This window comes from Ruegeria sp. AM9, from assembly GCF_056540565.1.
Genome location: NZ_JBQFWY010000002.1, coordinates 409,215 through 429,269 on the forward strand (window position 1 = coordinate 409,215; position 20,055 = coordinate 429,269).

Sequence of the window (20,055 nt, forward strand, 5' to 3'; positions counted from 1 at the left end):
AATGAATAATAACACGCATTATGGGCAAAATTTTTTGGTGATAGATGGACCGCCTTCCAAACCCCGCATGGCTACGCAGCTTCGAATCCGCCGCGCGCCATCTGAATTTCACCACAACCGCGCAAGAGCTTGGCCTGACGCAGACGGCGGTTTCGCTGCATATTCGATCCCTCGAGGCCGAGTTGGGGCAAAAGCTGTTCACCCGGAATGCGCGGCGGCTGGAACTGACCGAGCTGGGGCAATCCTATTCGCTGACGGTGCGGCGGGCGTTGTCAGATATCGCGCTGTCCACCAACAGCCTGTTTGGCCCGGCCTCACGGCAGACCCTGACCGTCCGCGCTGCCATATCGACCGCCACCTACTGGATAGCCGCCGAACTGCCGGACTTCTCCACCCGGCATCCGGATATTCCGGTCCGTCTGGTCTCGCACATCTGGAACGACAGCGGGACGCCCGGCGATGTGGATGTGGAAATCCGGCTGGGGTATGGCGACTGGCCGGGGGTGCGGTCCGAGAAGATTACCGATGAAAAGCTGGTTCCGGTCTGTCGGGCCGGGCACGGTTCGCCGAAACTGAATAACGGGCCGCTGATTCAAATACTTGGGTACGAGGACAACTGGGCGCAGTATTTTCAAGCCATCGGCACTGCGCCACCCGGCCAACCATCTCGATATTCGGTGGATACGACGGTGGCGGCGCTGCAACTTGTGATGGCCGGTGCGGGATATGCAACGATCCTGGAACGGTTCGCCAGAAACGCGATCCGCCAGGGTGCGCCGATTGCGATTGCGGGTCCGGCGATTCCCTTTGCCCAGTCGCATTACATGGTTAGTGCTCAGCAAGCTGTGCCATCCACAGCAGCGGCAGGTCTGTTTTGCGCGTGGTTGCGGGACCGGCTGGCGGCGGATGCCGCGGATTGACACAAGCTGGTCGCTTTTTCGTCCCGAGGGTTTTCCGCCTGGGTCTGGCGCTTGACAAGGCCCCTGCCCGTGCCGCATGTCGCTTGGGTTGGTGTCCATCCCCGGATGGATGAAAAGGGAATGCGTCAGCGGTCATCCGTCAAACGCAGCCGCCCCCGCGACCGTGACCGGAGAGGGTGCCCACAGCCACTGGCCCAAAAGGCCGGGAAGGCGGGACATCCGACAGAGGCCCACCTCTGACATCCGCAAGCCGGGAGACCTGCCAGCACCCGAAGATGAAACCGGGCGGGGTGTTCCGGTGTCGGGTCCATGTCGCAACACGTGGCCCGCATGAAACCCCGTCCCCCGCAATGAGGATTTGGGGGGATGAGAGACATGACCGTGACCGCACCCGTCGAGCTGCTGGTCTGTACCACGTGCCGCCGCGGCCTGCCTGTCGAGGATGACGCGCAGCGACCCGGCACCTTGCTTCACAAAGCGCTGGAACAGGCGGAACTGCCCGAGGGCATCACTCTGAAAGCCGTGGAATGCCTGTCGAACTGTGATGAGGGCTGCTCCATCGTGCTGCGCGGCGGGCCGGATCGCTGGACCTTTGTCTACGAGCACCTCAACGAAAACGACCATGTCGAGACCATCGTCGAAGGTGCCACCAAGTACCTCGCGACCGAAGACGGCCTGGTCAAATGGCGCGAACGCCCAGAACATTTCCGCAAAAACTGTGCGGCCCGCATTCCCCCGATTGGAGCCCTGAAATGAGCAACCTCGAGAAACTCCCCGTCACTGTGATCACCGGCTTTCTGGGCTCGGGCAAGACCACTCTGGTCAAGCACCTGATGCAGAACCCGCAAGGCAAGCGTCTGGCCGTTGTGGTCAATGAATTTGGCGATGTCGGCGTCGATGGCGATATCCTGAAATCCTGCGCCATCCCGGACTGCCCGGCGGAAAACATCATGGAACTGGCCAATGGCTGCATCTGCTGCACCGTGGCCGACGACTTCATCCCCACCATCGAGGCGCTGATGGCCTTGGAGCCGCGCCCCGATCACATCCTGATCGAAACCTCCGGCCTCGCCCTACCCAAGCCGCTGCTCAAGGCGTTCGACTGGCCGGATATCCGGTCCAAGATCACCGTGGATGGCGTAATCGCTCTGGCCGATGCCGAGGCCGTTGCCGCCGGTCGTTTCGCCCCGAATGTCGAGGCCGTGGACGCCCAGCGCCTGGCCGATGACTCGATCGACCACGAAACGCCCCTGTCCGAGGTGTTCGAGGACCAGATCTCCTGCGCCGACATCATCCTGCTGACCAAACCCGATCTGGCCGGTCCCGAGGGTGTGGCCAAGGCCAAAGAGATCATCGCAGCCGAAGCTCCGCGCCCGCTGCCGGTGGTCGAAGTGGCCGAAGGTGCCGTGGACGTGCGCGTCGTTCTGGGTCTGGAAGCCGCAGCCGAAGATGACATGGACGCCCGTCCCTCGCATCACGACGGCCACCACGATCACGAGCATGATGATTTCGAAAGCATCATCGTCGAACTGCCGGAACAGACCGACCCCGTCGATCTGGTCGCGAAAATCGAACGCCTGGCCAATGAGCTGAACATCTTGCGCGTCAAAGGCTATGCCGCTGTTGAAGGCAAACCGATGCGTCTGCTGGTGCAGGCCGTCGGCGCCCGTGTCCGTCACCAATACGACCGTCCGTGGGAATCGGGTGAAGAGCGCCGCTCGCGTCTGGTGGTCATCGCCGAGCATGACGACATCAAAGAAGCCGCGATCCGCGACATCCTTGTTGGTGTGACCGAGGCCGCCGAGTAAGCCATGCACGTCGTCTTCCGCGAAAGCCACGGGTTAGAAGAAACCGAGACCCCAACCGATCTGGGCCAGAGCCCGGCGGATCTGGTGGTGCTGTCTTTTTCCGACAGCGACCTTGGCGCTTTCGCGGCAGGCTGGCATCGCGGTGGCGGTGCCGAGGGGCGGATGCCGACGATGCGGCTGGCCAACCTGACGGCGCTGAAACATCCTCTGTCCGTCGACACCTATGTCGAACAGACGCTGGAGGGCGCCAAAGGCATTCTGATCCGCCTGATTGGCGGCGTGCCTTACTGGTCTTACGGGTTGCAGCAGGTTTTGGCACTGGCGCAGGCTAAGGGTATTGCGCTGGCCGTCCTGCCTGCGGATGGGCGCGAGGACACGCGGCTGGATGACTATTCCACCCTGCCCGTCTCGACCCTGCGCCGGTTGGCGCATCTCTGCGACACTGGTGGGGAGGTCGCCGCACAAGCCGCGCTGGCGCAGATGGCACTGGCGGCAGGCCTTTATGCAGGTCCGGTAATGGGCGCCAAGACCCTGCCTGACTGCGGTGCATGGTGCCCGGATCGTGGCGTGATCCCCGTGGACACGGCTTTCACGGGCGACGCGAAACGCATCGTCGTCACTTTCTACCGCGCCTATCTGACCTCGGCCGATACCGCCCCCGTCGCGGCCCTGATCCGCAGCTTGCGGGATCGTGGGATTGAGGCTGTCGGCATGTTCGCCCCCTCTCTCAAAGCGCCCGCAGCCGCCGAATGGCTGCGCGAACAAGTCGTGGAGCTTGCTCCATCGGCGATCATCAACGCCACCTCATTCTCGGGCAAAGGCGCGTCGGGCACATCCCCTCTGGACGCGGCCAATGTGCCGGTGTTCCAGGTCGCCCTCGCGACCTCACGCCGCAAAGCCTGGGCCGAGGCAGAACGCGGCCTCTCGCCCGCCGACCTCGCCATGCATGTGGTTCTACCCGAAGTGGATGGGCGCATTTCTGCGGGCATTGCGTCCTTCAAGGAACCGGGCAAGCGCGACCCGCATCTGGAATATTCCCGCTTCGCCCACCGGGCCGAGCCCGAACGGATCGAAGCAATCATCGACCGGGTCACCGGCTGGCTGAACCTGCACGACACACCCAAAGCAGATCAGATCCCGGCGCTGATTTTGTCCACCTACCCCGGCAAAGACTGGCAGATGGCCCATGCGGTGGGTCTGGATGCGCTGGCCTCGGCTGAGGCGATGCTGTCCGATCTACAGGCCGAGGGTTATGACACCGCGCCCGCCGAACCGATTTCCGAAGCGCTGCTGGACGCACGGATTTCATGGCCGCTGAAGGACTACCGGACGGCGCTCGCGGCTTTGCCCGAACAGTTGCGCGATGATCTGCAAACCGTCTGGGGCACCCCCGAGGATGACCCAACCTTCTCGGACGGCGCGTTCCATTTTACCGCCCTGCGCCGTGGCAAGGCCCTAATCGCCCTGCAGCCCGAGCGCGGAACGCCCGAGCTGCGCGATGACGACTATCACGACCTGTCGCGCACCCCGCGCCACAGCTATGTCGCGTTCTATCTGTGGCTGCGCCAAGGCCTCGGCGCGGACGCCCTGATCCATATCGGCGCGCATGGCACGCTGGAATGGCTGCCGGGCAAGTCGGTCGCCCTGTCCGCCGATTGCTGGCCCGAGGCGTTGATCCGCAACCTGCCGGTGATCTACCCCTTCATTGTCAACGATCCCGGCGAGGCCGCGCAAGCCAAGCGCCGCATCGGGGCCGTGACGCTGGGGCACATCCCCCCTGCGCTGAAAGAAAGCGGCACGCCGGACCGCATGGTGCGGCTGGAATCGCTACTGGATGAATTCTCGAATGCCGACGGGCTTGACCCCAAGCGCCGCGACCGCCTGCAGGAAGACATCCGCGACGAGGCGCAGGCGATCGGGCTGGAAAGCGATCTGGGTCTGGATCAGGCCACCTGCACCGCCGAGGCGATCACCCGCATCGACCGCTTTGTCTGCGACATCAAGGAAAGCCAGTTTGGCGACGGCCTGCACATCTTTGGCCGGGTGCCGGACGTGACCGGCAATTTCGACCCCGCGCCCTCGGCCCATGCCGAACGCCGCGCCCTGATCGATGCGCTGGCCGGTAAACGGATCGAGGCAGGGCCGTCCGGCTCCCCCTATCGCGGACGCTCAGACGTGCTGCCAACGGGGCGGAACCTCTATACCACCGACCCGCGCTCGGTTCCGACGCGCGCCGCCTACACGCAGGGCGTGAAACTGGCCGAGGAACTGGTGCGGCGCCACCTGCAGGAAGAGGGCGACTATCCACAGGGCCTGATCGTCGACCTGTGGGGTTCGGCCACCATGCGCACGGCGGGCGAGGAATTCGCCATGGCGCTGCACCTGCTGGGCGTGAAACCGGTCTGGGACAAGGGGTCCGAGCGGGTAGCGGGAATCGAAGTCCTGCCGATCACCGACCTCAGCCGCCCGCGTTTGGACGTCACACTGCGGGTCTCGGGCCTGTTCCGCGATGTGTTCCCAACGCTTTCGGCGCTGTTCGGTCAGGCCGTGCGGGCACTGTCCCAACGTGACGAGGCCCCGGATTGGAACCCCTATGCCGGTCAGGCCCCCGCGGCCCGCGTCTATGGCCCCGCCCCCGGCAGTTACGGCCTGAACATGACCCACCTGTCCGAGACCTATACGGATGAGGCTCGCATGCAGGCGGGCGAGGCGTGGCTGGAAGCCAGTTCCTTCGCGCTGGAGGGCGAGCATATCGCGCAGGACAAAGACGGGATCACCCAGCGCGTCGCCAATGCAGACAGCTTTGTCCACCTGCAGGACCTCACCGAGACCGATCTGCTTCTGGCCAATGACTATGCCACCCATGAGGCCGGGTTCGCGGCGGCCAAGAAGATCACCGGCGGCAGTGCGCAGCTGTATCATCTGGACAATACCAACCCGCAAAACCCGCGCGCCCGCACCCTGCCCGAAGAGATCAGCCGCGTCGTCCACGCCCGCGCTGCCAACCCCGGCTGGATCGCAGGGATGCAGCGGCACGGCTTCCGGGGGGCTGCCGAGATCGCGGCAACGCTGGATCACATGGCCTCGTTTGCACATCTGTCCGGCACCGTCGCGCCGCACCTTTTCGACCTCTACCACGGTGCCACCCTTGGCAACGAAGAGGTCGATGCCTTTTTGCAAGAAGCAAACCCGCAGGCGTATCAGGCCATGAAGGACAGGTTTCTGGCGCTGTTGGAGGCCGGGCTCTGGAACACGCGTCGAAACTCGATCCGTGCCGATCTGGAGGGTTTGAGATGAGCGCGCCCATCGTCCAAGGCTGGTGCCCTGGAGCACACCGTCCGATGATGTCGGGCGACGGGCTGGTTGTGCGGGTGCGGCCTCGGCTGGCTCGGCTAAGCGCCGCGCAGGCGCTTGGCCTGTGCGAACTGGCGGAACGGTTCGGCAATGGCACCATCGACCTGACCAACCGCGCAAACCTGCAGCTACGCGGCGTGCAGGAAGCCGACCACCAGCCGCTGCTCGCCGAACTTTCAGCGCTGGGCTTGCTGGATGCAGAACCGGGCATCGAGGTGCGTCGCAACATACTGACCTCACCGCTCTATCAGGTCGGCGACCTGACCGCACGACTGGCGCAAGAGCTGATCGACCGTCTGGCTGACCTCCCTGCCTTGCCCGCAAAGTTCGGCTTTGCCATCGATACAGGACCTGAACGCCTGCTGGCTGGTGACTCGGCGGACATCCGTTTGGAAACCGCCGCCGATGGCCTGATCCTGCGCGCAGATGGGGCCGAGACTGGACGTAAAGTGTCCGAGGCAGAGGCAATCGACAAACTGATCGCGCTGGCGATGTGGTTCTCTGAGACCTACACGCCCGAGACCCGCCGCATGGCGCGAGTGGTGGCCGCGAAAGGCCTGCCGCCGGAATGGCAAGGCAGCTCGCCCGGCCCCGAAGGCGCGCCGCTGCAACCCGGCGGATGTGAGCTCGGTACTCTGTATGGCGCGGCTTTCGGGCAACTGCCTGCGCGCCAACTTCTTGAACTGATACAAAACAGCGGTGCGTCAGCCCTGCGGGTGACCCCGTGGCGGCTGATCCTGCTGGAAGGCGGGGCGGCGATACCCGCCCCGGCCTTCGTCACAAACGGCACCGACCCGCTTATGACCACCGACGCCTGCCCCGGCGCACCGTTCTGCCCGCAGGCCCAGGTGGAAACCCGCGACATCGCCCGTGCGCTGGCACCGCGCGTCAGCGGCAACCTGCATGTCTCGGGCTGCGCCAAGGGCTGCGCCCGGATGGGCGTGGCGGATATCACTTTAGTCGGCCACGACGGACGATTTGATCTTGTCAAACAAGGCCGTGCGGGGGATGAGCCCTGCCAGCACGGCCTGACCGAAGAAACACTTATGACCATGGACTTCACCTGATGCCCTATGAATACGAAACCGACGGCGCCGCGATCTATAAGGAAAGCTTTGCCACCATCCGGTCCGAGGCCGACCTGGCCCGGTTCGACGCCGACGAAGAGCAGGTCGCCGTCCGCATGATCCACGCCGCCGGGATGGTCGGGCTGGAAGAGTTCGTGCATTTCTCGCCGGGTTTCGTGGCAGCAGCCCGCACCGCACTGGAAAACGGTGCGCCGATTCTGTGCGACGCGCGCATGGTCAGCGAAGGCGTGACCCGCTTTCGCCTGCCTGCTAACAACGAGGTGATCTGCACCCTGCATGACGAACGCGTGCGTCCTCTGGCCGCCGAGATGAGCAACACCCGTTCCGCCGCCGCGCTGGAGCTGTGGCGTCCGCATCTGGAAGGTGCACTGGTCGCCATCGGCAACGCGCCGACTGCGCTGTTCCACCTGCTGAACATGCTGGAAGACCCCGATTGCCCGCGCCCCGCCGCCATCATCGGCTGCCCGGTGGGCTTTGTCGGCGCGGTTGAATCCAAAGACGCCCTGTGGGCGGCGCAACCGGTGCCGTCCTGCATCGTCAAGGGTCGTTTGGGTGGCAGCGCCATCACCGTGGCCGCCGTCAACGCCATCGCGAGCCGCGCCGAATGAGCGCGGGTAAGATATACGGTGTGGGTCTCGGCCCCGGTGACCCGGACTTGATGAGCGTCCGGGCCGACCGCCTGTTGCGCAATGCCCGCCACGTGGCCTTCTTCCGCAAACCGGGTCGTAGTGGCCAGGCGCGTAAGATCGTCAACGGCATGATCCCCGGCGATGCGGTGGAATTCCCCATGGAATACCCTGTCACCACCGAAATCCCGGTGACCGATCCGCGCTATAACGAGCTGCTCTCGGCCTTTTACAAGGACTGCGCCGCGCATCTGAAAACCCTGTCGGATCAGGGTGAGGACGTGGTGGTCCTGTGCGAAGGCGACCCGTTCTTCTATGGCTCTTTCATGCATATTTACAGCCGCTTGCGCGACGAAGCTGATATTGAGGTCGTACCCGCCATCACCGGCATGTCCGGTGCTTGGACAGCGACCGGCGACCCGATCACTTGGGGCGACGATGTGCTGACCGTGCTGGTCGGCACCCTGCCCGAGGAAACGCTGGCCGAGCGCATGGCGCAGACCGACGCTCTGGTCGTGATGAAGATCGGACGCAATATCGACAAGGTCAAACGAGCGCTGAAAACGGCCGGTCTATATGATCGCGCGTGGATCGTGGAATTCGCGCAAATGCCGAACCAGACCGTGACGAAACTGTCCGAGGCGTGCGAAAAGGTCACCCCCTATTTCTCGATCATCATCGTGCACGGTCAGGGGCGGCGGCCATGAGTGGATGGATCAAGATCGCGGGCCTTGGGCCCGGCAACGAGGGTCTGGTGACACCCGAAGTGTCCGCCGCGTTGGCCGAGGCCACGGATATCGTTGGCTACATCCCCTATGTTGCGCGCGTTGCCGAACGCCCCGGTCTGACGCTGCACGCAAGCGACAACCGGGTCGAAATCGACCGCTCGCAACACGCGTTGCAGATGGCAGCCGAAGGTAAGCGAGTGGTCGTAGTGTCCTCGGGTGATCCCGGCGTATTTGCGATGGCCGCTGCGGTGTTCGAAGCGTTGGAAAACGGCCCTGCCGAATGGCGTGACATTCCCATCGACGTCCTGCCCGGCATCACTGCGATGCTGGCCGCATCCGCCCGTGCGGGTGCGCCACTGGGGCATGACTTCTGCGCCATCAACCTCAGCGATAACCTGAAACCCTGGTCGTTGATCGAAAAACGCCTGCGCTTTGCCGCGCGGGGCGATTTCGCGATGGCGTTCTACAACCCGCGCTCGAAATCCCGCCCGGAAGGCTTTGTGAAAACGCTGAAAATTCTGCGTGAGGAATGCGAGCCCGAGCGCGTGATCCTGTTCGCCCGCGCCGTATCCCGCTCTGATGAAGCGATCCGGATTTCAACGCTGGCCGAAGCAACGCCGGACATGGCCGATATGCAGACCGTGGTGATCGTCGGCTCATCCCTGACTCGCATGATTGAGCGGGGCGGCACCCCGATCGTCTATACCCCGAGGTTCACGCCAGAATGAGCCAGCCAGTCCAGAACCTGTGCAACATTCGACAATTCGGTCCGCTGCGGCAGGGCCGGACGGTCGATCATCAGCACCGGCACGCCAAGCGCCCGCGCGGCGTCCAGCTTGGCGCGCGCGCCGGTGCCGCCTGCGTTCTTGGACACCACCAGTTCAATCCCATGCTGCTGCATCAATGCCTGATCCTCCGCAACCGAGAACGGCCCGCGCGAGACAACCACGTCGCAATACGGCAGCGGCAGACGATCCGGTTCGTCGACCAACCGCAGCAGGTAACGGTGCTGGGGCTGGGCAGCAAAGTCTTCAAGATGCATCCGACCGACGGCCAGAAAGACGCGCTGCGGCGCACCGGACAGCGCGGCCACCGCGCCATCGATATCCGCGACGCGGTGCCATTGATCGCCGTCCTGCGCTTCCCATGCAGGGCGGGTCAGTGCAGCCAATGGCACTCCGGCTTCGCGGCACGCCGCGACAGCGTTGCCACTCATCTGCGCGGCAAAGGGATGGGTGGCATCAACAACATGGGTCACCGCGTGATCGCGCAGGTAACGCGCCAACCCTTCGGCACCGCCAAACCCGCCGACACGCACCGGCAAAGGTTGCGGGCGCGGGTTTTCAACGCGACCGGCGTAGGAATAGGTCGCAGGTATACCCTGTTCGGCCACAGCTTTGGCCAGCGCGCTAGCCTCGGTCGTGCCGCCAAGGATCAGGAGATGTGTCATGCATAAAGCTCCGTGGCTGACCGTTCTGGGTTTGGGCGAAGATGGACTGGATGGCCTGCCACCTGCAAGCCGTCAAATACTGGAACGCGCTGAAATCATCATGGGGCCACCGCGTCACTTGTCATTGGTGCCCGAGACCACCGCACAGCGCGTCGAATGGCCTGTGCCTTTCGCTGACGGCCTGCCGATCCTGACCGAATTCCGGGGGCGCCCGACCGTCGTTCTGGCCTCGGGCGATCCGTTCTGGTTCGGCGCCGGCTCGGTCATCGCGCGCAATTTCGAGGCCGGAGAATGGGCTGCCTTGCCCGGTCAGTCGACCTTTTCTCTGGCTGCTGCACGGCTGGGATGGCCGCTGGAAACGACGCTGACCTTCGGCCTGCATGCCGCGCCCCTGACCCGGCTGCGCCCGCATTTGGCACCCGGCCTGCGCGCCATCCTGTTGCTGCGTAACGGCGCTGCGGTTGCAGAGCTGGCGACCTTCCTGACCGAGACCGGATTTGCAGACAGTGCCCTGCACGTGATGGAGGCCCTCGGCGGGCCTCGCGAACGGTCGCGCAGCGTGTCACTGACCGAGGCGCTGCTGGGCAGTTTCGACCACCCCGTCTGCGTCGGGCTTGAGGTTGCAGGTCAAGGGCGGGCTTTCCCCAAAGCCTCGGGCAAGCCGGACGAGATTTTTGAAACCGATGGCCAGATCACCAAGCGCCCGGTGCGGGCGCTGACGCTGTCGGCGCTGGCACCACAGCGGGGCGAGCATCTTTGGGATATCGGCGGCGGCACTGGCTCGATCAGTATCGAGTGGCTGATGTGCGACCCGTCCCTGACGGCCACCACCATCGAACCCCGCGCAGATCGCGCCGAGCGTATTCGCCGCAACGCCGATGCGCTGGGACAGGACCGGCTGGACGTGGTACATGGCACCGCCCCGGATGCGCTGGATGGTTTGGCCCTGCCGGAAGTCGTCTTCATCGGCGGGGGCCTCAGCTACACGTTACTTGAATGGCTGTACGACACGCTGCCCACAAGTACTCGATTGGTCGCCAACGCAGTGACTTTGGAAAGCGAAATCCTTCTCGCACAATGGCAAGAGGAAATTGGCGGCGAACTTCTGCGGATCGAGCTGGCGCAAGCCGCTCCGCTGGGTCCTCGACGAGGCTGGAAATCCGCCTACCCGGTCGTGCAATGGAGCGTCACACTATGATCGTTGCTGGTTTGGGGTTTTCATCGACGGCCACAGTGGACAGCCTGCGCGCAGCCTTCAATCGGGCCAGCGCGGGTCAGGCCATCGACGCGCTGGCCACTGTCGCCGACAAAGACGGTCACGCCGCCCTGACCCAATTCGCGGCGTCCACCGCCCTGCCCTTGCATTTCATCGCACCCGCCGATCTGGCCGGACAGCGCACGCTCACCTGCTCGAACCGCAGCCGCGCCAGTTATGGCACCGGCAGCGTGGCCGAAGCATCTGCCCTTGCCGCCGCCGGTCCCGGCGCGCGGCTGACCTCACCCAGACACATTTCGGACGACCGGCTCGCCACCTGCGCCGTCGCCATCGGAGGACAATCATGACTGTTCATTTCATCGGTGCCGGACCGGGCGCTGCCGACCTGCTGACTCTGCGTGGGCGCAACATCATCGCCTCGTGCCCCGTGTGCCTTTATGCCGGATCGCTGGTGCCCGAGGAAATCCTGGGCCACTGCCCCGAGGGCGCAAAAATTATCAACACCGCGCCGATGGATCTGGACCAGATCATGGCCGAGATCGAGACCGCACATAAGGCCGGTCAGGATGTGGCCCGGTTGCATTCCGGTGATCTGTCGGTTTGGTCGGCGATGGGCGAGCAGATCCGCCGTCTTAAAGAGATGGGCATCCCGGTCAGCGTGACACCCGGTGTTCCCTCATTCGCCGCTGCCGCAGCTTCGCTGGGAACTGAACTGACCCTGCCCGGACTGGCGCAATCGGTGGTTCTGACCCGGACGCCCGGACGCGCGTCATCTATGCCCGAGGGCGAAACGCTGGAAAACTTCGCCCGCACCGGGGCGACGCTGGCGATCCACCTGTCAATCGGCAATCTGGACAAGGTGATCGCCGACCTGACTCCGGCCTATGGCGCGGAGTGCCCGGTGGCTGTGGTCTACCGTGCTAGTTGGCCGGATGAGCGGATCATCCGCGCCACATTGGCCACGCTGAAAGAATCGCTGGACGAGAGCATCTCGCGCACTGCCCTGATCATGGTCGGGCCTGCGCTGGCCGGTGAAGGCTTTGACGAAAGCTGCCTGTATTCCAAGGACTACGACCGCCGGTATCGCCCGCAAAGCGCCGACAGCCCGTGGTCGAGCTGGAGCCACGGTGATGACTAACCCTCCGGGTCTTTTGATTTCTGCACCCTCTTCGGGCACGGGCAAAACCACTGTCATGCTGGGCCTGTTGCGGGCGTTGGCCGAGGATGGGTTGAATGTTCAGCCGTTCAAGAGCGGACCGGACTATATCGACCCGGCCTTCCACCACGCGGCAGCGGGGCGGGCCTCGTTCAACCTCGACAGTTGGGCGATGGGTGATCCTTTGCTAGGCGCCATTTCGGCGCAGGCCGAAGGGGCTGATATCGTGGTCGCCGAGGGCTCGATGGGGCTGTTTGACGGCGTCGCCAAGCCCGGAGAGCTAGGCCACGGGTCGAGCGCCGAGACCGCGCTGCGGATGGGATGGCCCGTAGTTCTGGTGCTGGATGTTGGTGGTCAGGCGCAATCGGCTGCGGCCACGGCGCTGGGGTTCCGGATGTATAACCCGGATCTGCCGTTCGCAGGCGTAATCCTGAACCGCTGCGCCAGCCCCCGGCATGAACGCCTGACGCGGCTGGGGATGGAGCGTGCGGGCCTGCCGGTTCTGGGTGTGTTGCCCCGCCGTGGAGACCTGACCCTGCCGGAACGCCATCTGGGCCTGATTCAGGCGATCGAGCACCCCGATCTGGAAAGCGCGATTGCCGGTTACGCGGCGTTTCTGCGCGAACATGTGGATCTGGAGGCGATCAAGGCAGCGGCTTCCTCAGGCCCGAAGGGACCATCGTCAGCCGCGCTGCCGCGCCCTCCGGCGCAACGGATCGCGCTGGCCCGAGATGCCGCGTTTTCCTTTACCTATCCTCATTTGCTGGAAGGCTGGCGCGCCGCAGGAGCCGAGATTCTGCCGTTTTCACCGCTGGCGAATGAAGCCCCGGCAGAGGATGCCGATCTGATTTGGTTGCCCGGTGGATACCCCGAGTTGCACGCCGGTACGCTGGCCGCGGCAGAGACATTCCGGAACGGGCTGCGCAAACACGCCGAAACCAAACCCGTTCACGGAGAATGCGGCGGGTATATGGCGCTGGGTCAGGCTCTGATCGACAAAGAAGGGGTTCAGCACCAGATGGCTGGCCTGTTGGGGCTGGTGACCTCGTATGAGAAGCGCAAGTTCAACCTTGGCTATCGCAAGGCGGAACTCTTGTCGCCGATGCCCGGCTATGCGTCCGGTGCGGCTCTGCGCGGGCATGAGTTCCACTATTCCTCGATTGTCGAGCAACCGGATGCGCCGCTGGCGCGGGTCTTTGACGCCGAGGGGTCCGAGGGTCCGCAGACCGGATCGGTGCGTGGCAACGTCACCGGCACATTCTTTCACCTGATTGCGGAGGCCACGGCATGAGCGGTTTCGTTTCCTTTATCGGCTCTGGCCCCGGTGATCCGGAACTTCTGACGCTGAAAGCGGTCGACCGGATGCAAAAGGCCGATGCAGTTCTGTTTGACGACCTGAGCAGCGGCCCGATTCTGGAGCACGCGCGCAAGGATTCGGACCTGGTGGGCGTGGGCAAACGCGCAGGTCGGCCTTCGCCCAAGCAGGACCATGTCAGCCGTCTGCTGGTGGATTATGCCAAGACCGGCGCCCGCGTGGTGCGGTTGAAATCCGGCGATGGTGGGTTGTTCGGTCGGCTCGAGGAAGAACTGGTCGCCCTGCGTGAAGCCGGGATAGACTACGAGATCATCCCCGGCATCCCCTCGGCCGTGGCCGCAGCGGCAGCGGCAGGCATTCCGCTGACGCGGCGCCTGACGGCCCGCCGGGTGCAATTCGTCACTGGCCATGATGTCAGCGGCCAACTGCCCGAAGACCTGAACCTGCCCGCGCTGGCCGATCCGGATGCGACAACCGTAGTGTTCATGGGCAAGCGGACGTTCCCCCTGTTGGTAAAGACCTTGCACGGGCATGGCCTGCCATTGGACACGCCCGCGTTGATGGCTGAATCTGTTTCGACCCCTGACCAGAAACTGCATCGAGCGACCATCGGCGCATTGTCGGAAAAACTGGCAAACGAGGTCGGCAACGCCCCGGCGCTGATCCTTTATGGCCCGCTGGCAGAGTTTGAAGATGTTTGACCTGACCCTGATCGGCATTGGCACCGGCAACCCGGATCACGTGACCTTTCAGGGCGCGCAGGCGATCCGCGATGCCGACCTGATCCTGATCCCCCGCAAAGGTGAGAACAAGGCCGATCTGGCCGGGCTGCGCGAAGAGATCATCGGGGCCGTGACCGACACGCCGCCCCGGATTGCATACTTTGACATTCCCAAGCGCCGTTCGGACGATGGTTACCTGCGTGGCGTGGACGAATGGCACGACGCGATTGCCCTGCGCTGGCACGCGGCGATCCAAGCCCACCCAGAGGCGCAACATGTGGCCTTGCTGATCTGGGGCGACCCGTCGCTTTATGACAGCTCGCTGCGGATCGCCTCGCGACTGAATCCTCAGCCGAAAACCCGCGTGGTACCGGGCATCACAGCGCTGCAGGCGCTGACAGCGGCCCACGCGATTCCGATCAACGATCTGGGCGCGCCTTATGTTGTCACCACTGGCCGGCGTATCCGGGATGAGGGTTGGCCGGTAAACGCCTCGAAAGTGGCGGTTATGCTGGACGGTGAATGCTCGTTCCAAAGCCTTGAGATGCAGGACTATGACATCTGGTGGGGCGCCTATGTGGGCATGAAGGAAGAACTTCTGATCAAGGGTCCCATGGCTGAAGTGGCGCAGCAGATTCTGGACACCCGCGCCCGCGCACGTGCCGATCATGGCTGGATCATGGATATCTATCTGCTGCAAAAACGCACAGGATTGTGAGTGCACCACACCCGGTTCTCTGTCATCAATAAAGCCAATCGTGGTGATGGAGGTGTCAAGAATGCGCGTTCTATGGGCTCTGCTTTGCTGTTTGGTCGTGCCTGCCTGGGCCGAAGAACCCCTGTCCGGATGGGCGGTTTATCCGACGGACAAAAGCTATGAAGACCTCGTGGCCGACACCAAGGCTGCGGTGAAAGAAAACGGGTTGATCGTGGTCACACAGGCCGGGCCAACCAAGGCAGCGGCGGCGCGAGGCATCATCATTCCTGGCAATCTGGTGATCGGGGCCTTTAACAACGACTACGCGGTCCGCGTTCTGGAAACCTCGGTTCGAGCGATGATCGAGGCCCCGATCCGGTTCTATGTCACGGAAAATGACGATGGCACCGCCACCCTGTCTTACAAAACGCCCAGTTTCGTGTTCGCACCCTATGTGTATGAAGGCGGCGAGCCGCTGAGCGACATTGCCGCCGAACTGGACACAAAGTTTCAGGCGGTGGCGGAAACCGCAGTCAAATAGTCACACTGACGTGAACCCGCTTGCGTCCGGGCGCGTCCTCCGCAATCTCCTGTGAAACACGATTTCGGAGCTTGACTGATGCAGGACCTGTCCCCCCGCGCGGCTGACCTTTTGGCCCAACGTCTCTACGAGGCCGGATGCCGCCACGCCTTTGGCATGCCGGGCGGAGAAGTTCTGACGCTGGTGGATGCGCTGGAGCAGGCCGGGATCACCTTTCACCTGACCAAACACGAAAACGCCGCCGGGTTCATGGCTGAGGCCGTACATCACCGCGACGGTGCACCTGCGATTCTGGTGGCGACCCTGGGCCCCGGTGCGATGAACGGGATCAACGTGGTCGCCAACGCGCTGCAGGACCGGGTGCCGATGATCGTACTGACAGGCTGCGTCGATGCGGATGAGGCGCTGACCTATACCCATCAGGTCATGGATCATGCGCAAGTCTATCGCTCGATCACCAAAGGGACGTTCACCCTGACCGCGCAAGGCGCGGATATTGTGGCCGACAAGGCGGTGTCGCTGGCCAACCAGCCGCGCCCCGGTCCGGTGCATATCGATGTGCCGATCTCGGTCGCGGATACGCGCGTATCCGGAGTGAAACGCCGTCGCCTCACCAAACCCGCCGCCGTCGCGCCCGAGGGGAATTGCGTTGAAAAAGCCCGCCGCTGGGTGGCCGAGGCCGAACGGCCCATCGCAGTCGTGGGTCTGGACGTGCTCTATGACGACTCGCGCAATGTGGTGCAGGCGTTTCTGGAGCATTTCAGTATTCCGTTCGTGACCACCTACAAGGCCAAGGGTGTGGTGCCCGAGGATCACCCCCTGTGCCTTTGCGGCGCGGGTCTGTCACCGCTGGCCGACAAGCATCTGGTGCCGCTGGTTGAACAATCCGATCTGGTGCTGTGTCTGGGTTATGACCCGATCGAGATGCGCCCCGGCTGGCGCGAGATCTGGGATCCCGAGGAAAAGCGCGTCATCGATATCTCTGCCGTGGTCAATGACCACTACATGCATCAGGCCGGGCTGCATCTGGTCGCCCATACGGGTGCCACGCTGGAATCCATCGCCAAAGGCAACCCCGCGCGCGCAACATGGCCGGGTGGTGAGCCCGCGCAGGTCAAGGCCGCCTTGGCGCAGGCCTTCCCCACCGATGACGACTGGGGCCCTGCCGCCGTGATCGCCGAGACCCGCGCCACCCTGCCCGCCGAAACGCTGGCGACCGCCGACAGCGGCGCGCATCGCATCCTTCTGAGCCAGATGTGGGATTGCCATGAAGAACGCGGGCTGATCCAATCCTCGGCGCTGTGCACCATGGGCTGCGCGGTGCCGATGGCAATTGGCCTGAAACTGGCCGAGCCGGACCGCCCGGTGATCAGCTTTTCAGGCGATGCCGGGTTCCTTATGGTCGCCGGAGAGTTGTCGACCGCCGCCGAAATGGGCGGCAACCCGATCTTTCTGGTCTTTGTCGATGCCAGTCTTGCGTTGATCGAGTTGAAACAGCGGCAGCGGCAGATGGGCAATAAGGGCGTCGATTTCGACCGCCACGACTTTGCCGCCATGGGCCGCGCCTTTGGCGGCAACGGCCACACCGTGCGCAACCGGGAAGAATTGCGCGCCGCGTTGAATGCAGCCGCCAAGGCCGACACATTCACCGTGATCGCTGCCGAGATTGATCGTGGAGGATATGATGGCCGCATCTGAGGGACCGCTGAAGGGCGTCAAAGTGCTGGACCTGTCCCGTATTCTGGCCGGGCCGACCTGCACGCAGTTGCTGGGCGATTTGGGTGCCAGCGTCATCAAGATCGAAAACCCGGCGACGGGCGGGGATGACACGCGGCAATGGGGTCCTCCTTATGTTGAGGACGCAGACGGCAACCGCTCGGACCTGAGCGCTTATTTCATGTCGACCAACCGTAACAAGAAATCGGTGGCCATCGACATCACAACGCCCGAGGGTCAGGCGCAGATCAAGCGGCTGGCCGCGCACGCGGATATCCTGATCGAGAATTTCAAACCCGGTGGTTTGGCAAAATACGGGCTGGACTACGCAACCCTGTCGCCAGAATTTCCCAGCCTCGTCTATTGCTCGATCTCGGGCTACGGCCAGACCGGGCCGAACGCGTCCAAGCCCGGCTACGATTTGATGGCGCAGGGCTATGGCGGGATCATGTCGCTGACCGGCGATCCTGAAGGGGCCCCGATGAAGGTGGGCGTGGGCATCTCTGACGTGATGTGCGGAATGTACGCGACGGTCGGCATTCTGGCCGCGCTGCGCCACCGCGATCAGACCGGTGAAGGCCAGCAGATCGATCTGGCGCTGGTCGATACGCAGGTGTCGTGGCTGATCAATGAGGGTGTGAATTACCTGACCTCGGGCGACGTGCCCCAACGGCGCGGCAACGGTCACCCCAATATCGTGCCCTATGACGTCTACGAAACCGCCGATGGTCACGTCATTCTGGCTGTAGGAAATGACGGCCAGTTCCGCCGCTTTTGCGAGTTCATCGGTCACCCGGAGCTTGGCGACGATCCGCGCTTTGCCACCAACCCGGCGCGGCTGGAAAACCGGGACGCCCTGAACGCGGTGCTGCGCCCGGCGGTGCAGAACCACGCCACTGCAACAGTTATCGCCGAGCTTGAAACCCGCAAAGTGCCGGTCGGCCCGGTGCAGACGCTGGGTCAGGTTTTCGCCACGAAACAGGTCGCCGCGCGGCAGATGCAGATCGCCATGCAGGCCGCACCTGGCGAGGTGAAATTGATCGGGAATCCGCTGAAACTGTCCCGCACGCCTGTAACATATCGCAGTGCTCCGCCGGTGTTTGGCGCGGACACTCAGGCTGTTCTGAACGCTGAAAATCCATTCGAAGATTGAAACACGGCGCCTATTTCGGCGGCAAGTTGCTGAAACATGCCGTTGAATCGGCGGTTTTTTTCACGTTTTCCACACACGGCATTTCACCAATTCGAGAGCAGCGGCGATACTGTTACGACGCCGCCAAAGTCTCTGCTAAATCGAATATTGTAGAAATTCATAATTGGATCGGATCACACGCATGAAACAAGATGTTTTCGGACAGATGAATACCCTGAGCCAGCCCGCAAGCGTCGAGGCGTGGAATGGTGTTCTGCTTGGCTTCATGGCGCATTCGGCCAGCACCCCGCAGCATTTGGGCAAAGTGCTTGAGCTTGAGCCCGACTTTGCCCTGGGTCACGCGATCAAAGGTCTGTTCATGGTTCTGCTGGGCCGGCGTGAGATGACGGCGGTTGCGGTCGAGGCCCTGGCAGACGCAAATGCCGCGGCAGAGCGGCAGCCGGTTTCCGCGCGCGAACAATTGTATATCGACGCGCTGGGTTTGTATCTGGCCGACCTGCCCTCGCAGGCCATCCAGAAATTCGAAGAGATTCTGCGCGCCCATCCGCAGGACACGCTGGCAATGAAGCTCAGCCACGCGACCCGATTCGTTCTGGGCGACCCGGCCGGAATGCGCCGCTCGATCGAACGGGTGATGCCCGCCTATGCGCCCGATCATCCCGGACGCGGCTATCTGCTGGGCTGCCATTCCTTCGCGCTGGAGGAAACCGGCGCCTATGAAAAGGCCGAGATTGCGGGACGCCAGGCGCTGTGGATGGTATCGGACGACGCCTGGGGTCTGCACGCGGTGGCCCATGTACATGAAATGACAGGCAATGCGCAGCTGGGCCTGGACTGGCTGGCCGGGCGCGAGGACGCCTGGACCCACTGCAACAACTTCCGCTATCACGTCTGGTGGCACAAGGCGCTGATGCATCTGGACCTGGGTCAGGTCGATCAGGTGATGGAGCTGTATGACAACTATATCCGTCAGGACAAAACCGACGATTACCGCGATATCTCGAACGCTACTTCGCTGCTGTCGCGGATGGAGCTGGAGGGCATTGATGTCGGCAATCGTTGGGAAGAGCTGGCCGATCTCAGCGCCGCCCGGACCGAGGATGGCTGTCTGATCTTTGCCGACCTGCACTATCTTCTGGCCCTGACCGGCGACAACCGCAACGACGCGACCAACAAGATGTTGCAGCGCATCCAAAAGGATGCGCAGCGCAATCAGGGGGACACCCCGATCCGCATGTCCGATCCGGGCATTGCAGCCGCCAAGGGGCTTGAGGCCTTTGGCGAAGGCCTCTACGGTGCCGCATTCGACTTTTTATCGAACGCGCGCAGTGGTATGCAACTGGCAGGGGGCAGCCACGCCCAACGTGATGTATTCGAGCGCATCACAATTGATTCCGGCCTGCGCGCGGGCCGTCTGGATGCTGTCGAGCGCATTCTGGACGATCGCCGCGCCAAGCGCGCCGGGGGCGAGGACAATTACGCTCTGGCGCGCCGCGCATTGATCGACGCGGCCCGCGATGACCGAGACGCACAAAGCGTCCCGGCTGAATAACAAAACAAAAAAA

The 20,055-nt window shown here is 63.4% G+C and carries 19 protein-coding genes and 1 riboswitch; of the genes, 18 read left to right on the forward strand and 1 reads right to left on the reverse strand.

The genetic code is table 11. The features are described from left to right. Positions 1-44 precede the first annotated feature (44 nt). The 8 genes from ACR0DO_RS06895 (at position 45) to cobJ (ending at position 9,252) form a co-directional block, all read left to right on the forward strand. A complete protein-coding gene (locus tag ACR0DO_RS06895) occupies positions 45-920 on the forward strand; it encodes a LysR substrate-binding domain-containing protein (protein ID WP_480557355.1) in 876 nt (291 codons plus the stop codon). Between the two features lie 72 nt (positions 921-992). Continuing rightward, positions 993-1,201: riboswitch (cobalamin riboswitch) on the forward strand. A gap of 94 nt (positions 1,202-1,295) precedes the next feature. Beyond that, the gene (locus ACR0DO_RS06900; protein WP_480557491.1) at positions 1,296-1,676 is read left to right on the forward strand and encodes a DUF1636 family protein; all 381 of its coding nucleotides are present in this window, start codon (positions 1,296-1,298) and stop codon (positions 1,674-1,676) included. Further along, positions 1,673-2,728 carry a cobalamin biosynthesis protein CobW gene (gene cobW, locus ACR0DO_RS06905; RefSeq protein ID WP_480557357.1) on the forward strand — a complete coding sequence of 352 codons (1,056 nt, stop codon included), beginning with the start codon at positions 1,673-1,675 and terminating at the stop codon, positions 2,726-2,728. Before ACR0DO_RS06900 ends, cobW begins: the two co-directional genes overlap by 4 nt. Positions 2,729-2,731: 3 nt before the next feature. Beyond that, positions 2,732-6,025, forward strand: coding sequence for a cobaltochelatase subunit CobN (gene cobN / locus ACR0DO_RS06910; protein ID WP_480557359.1), 3,294 nt, complete (start codon positions 2,732-2,734; stop codon positions 6,023-6,025). Then, positions 6,022-7,149, forward strand: a complete 1,128-nt coding sequence (gene cobG / locus ACR0DO_RS06915) for a precorrin-3B synthase (RefSeq protein WP_480557361.1) — start codon at positions 6,022-6,024, stop codon at positions 7,147-7,149. Before cobN ends, cobG begins: the two co-directional genes overlap by 4 nt. Further along, positions 7,149-7,778 carry a precorrin-8X methylmutase gene (locus ACR0DO_RS06920; RefSeq protein ID WP_480557363.1) on the forward strand — a complete coding sequence of 210 codons (630 nt, stop codon included), beginning with the start codon at positions 7,149-7,151 and terminating at the stop codon, positions 7,776-7,778. Before cobG ends, ACR0DO_RS06920 begins: the two co-directional genes overlap by 1 nt. Then, on the forward strand, positions 7,775-8,503 hold the full coding sequence (locus tag ACR0DO_RS06925; protein WP_170443098.1) for a precorrin-2 C(20)-methyltransferase: 729 nt from the start codon (positions 7,775-7,777) through the stop codon (positions 8,501-8,503). The genes ACR0DO_RS06920 and ACR0DO_RS06925 overlap by 4 nt, the downstream gene beginning before the upstream one ends. Then, positions 8,500-9,252: a precorrin-3B C(17)-methyltransferase gene (gene cobJ / locus ACR0DO_RS06930; RefSeq protein ID WP_480557365.1), complete on the forward strand. Its 753-nt coding sequence runs from the start codon at positions 8,500-8,502 to the stop codon at positions 9,250-9,252. Before ACR0DO_RS06925 ends, cobJ begins: the two co-directional genes overlap by 4 nt. On the opposite strand, the gene ACR0DO_RS06935 is transcribed toward cobJ, so the two are convergent. After that, a complete protein-coding gene (locus ACR0DO_RS06935) occupies positions 9,225-9,974 on the reverse strand; it encodes a cobalt-precorrin-6A reductase (RefSeq protein WP_480557367.1) in 750 nt (249 codons plus the stop codon). The two genes, cobJ and ACR0DO_RS06935, sit on opposite strands and share 28 nt — an antisense overlap. On the opposite strand from ACR0DO_RS06935, the gene cbiE reads away from it, so the two are divergent. The 10 genes from cbiE (at position 9,973) to ACR0DO_RS06985 (ending at position 20,042) form a co-directional block, all read left to right on the forward strand. Next, positions 9,973-11,172, forward strand: coding sequence for a precorrin-6y C5,15-methyltransferase (decarboxylating) subunit CbiE (gene cbiE / locus ACR0DO_RS06940; RefSeq protein ID WP_480557369.1), 1,200 nt, complete (start codon positions 9,973-9,975; stop codon positions 11,170-11,172). The two genes, ACR0DO_RS06935 and cbiE, sit on opposite strands and share 2 nt — an antisense overlap. After that, the gene (locus ACR0DO_RS06945; protein ID WP_480557371.1) at positions 11,169-11,537 is read left to right on the forward strand and encodes a cobalamin biosynthesis protein; all 369 of its coding nucleotides are present in this window, start codon (positions 11,169-11,171) and stop codon (positions 11,535-11,537) included. Before cbiE ends, ACR0DO_RS06945 begins: the two co-directional genes overlap by 4 nt. After that, positions 11,534-12,328: a precorrin-4 C(11)-methyltransferase gene (gene cobM / locus ACR0DO_RS06950; protein ID WP_480557373.1), complete on the forward strand. Its 795-nt coding sequence runs from the start codon at positions 11,534-11,536 to the stop codon at positions 12,326-12,328. Before ACR0DO_RS06945 ends, cobM begins: the two co-directional genes overlap by 4 nt. Next, on the forward strand, positions 12,321-13,637 hold the full coding sequence (locus ACR0DO_RS06955; RefSeq protein ID WP_480557375.1) for a cobyrinic acid a,c-diamide synthase CobB: 1,317 nt from the start codon (positions 12,321-12,323) through the stop codon (positions 13,635-13,637). Before cobM ends, ACR0DO_RS06955 begins: the two co-directional genes overlap by 8 nt. Next, positions 13,634-14,362, forward strand: coding sequence for a uroporphyrinogen-III C-methyltransferase (gene cobA / locus ACR0DO_RS06960; RefSeq protein ID WP_480557377.1), 729 nt, complete (start codon positions 13,634-13,636; stop codon positions 14,360-14,362). The genes ACR0DO_RS06955 and cobA overlap by 4 nt, the downstream gene beginning before the upstream one ends. Further along, entirely contained in the window at positions 14,355-15,101 is a 747-nt protein-coding gene (gene cobF / locus ACR0DO_RS06965) for a precorrin-6A synthase (deacetylating) (protein WP_480557379.1), read from the forward strand. Before cobA ends, cobF begins: the two co-directional genes overlap by 8 nt. Positions 15,102-15,162: 61 nt before the next feature. After that, positions 15,163-15,621 (forward strand): DUF302 domain-containing protein, encoded by a 459-nt coding sequence (locus tag ACR0DO_RS06970; protein ID WP_480557380.1) that lies wholly within the window; start codon positions 15,163-15,165, stop codon positions 15,619-15,621. 78 nt (positions 15,622-15,699) lie between these two features. After that, positions 15,700-17,319, forward strand: a complete 1,620-nt coding sequence (locus ACR0DO_RS06975; RefSeq protein WP_480557382.1) for a thiamine pyrophosphate-binding protein — start codon at positions 15,700-15,702, stop codon at positions 17,317-17,319. Next, positions 17,306-18,490, forward strand: a complete 1,185-nt coding sequence (locus ACR0DO_RS06980; RefSeq protein ID WP_480557384.1) for a CaiB/BaiF CoA transferase family protein — start codon at positions 17,306-17,308, stop codon at positions 18,488-18,490. Before ACR0DO_RS06975 ends, ACR0DO_RS06980 begins: the two co-directional genes overlap by 14 nt. A gap of 181 nt (positions 18,491-18,671) precedes the next feature. Further along, entirely contained in the window at positions 18,672-20,042 is a 1,371-nt protein-coding gene (locus ACR0DO_RS06985; RefSeq protein ID WP_480557386.1) for a tetratricopeptide repeat protein, read from the forward strand. The last annotated feature ends 13 nt before the right edge of the window (positions 20,043-20,055 follow it).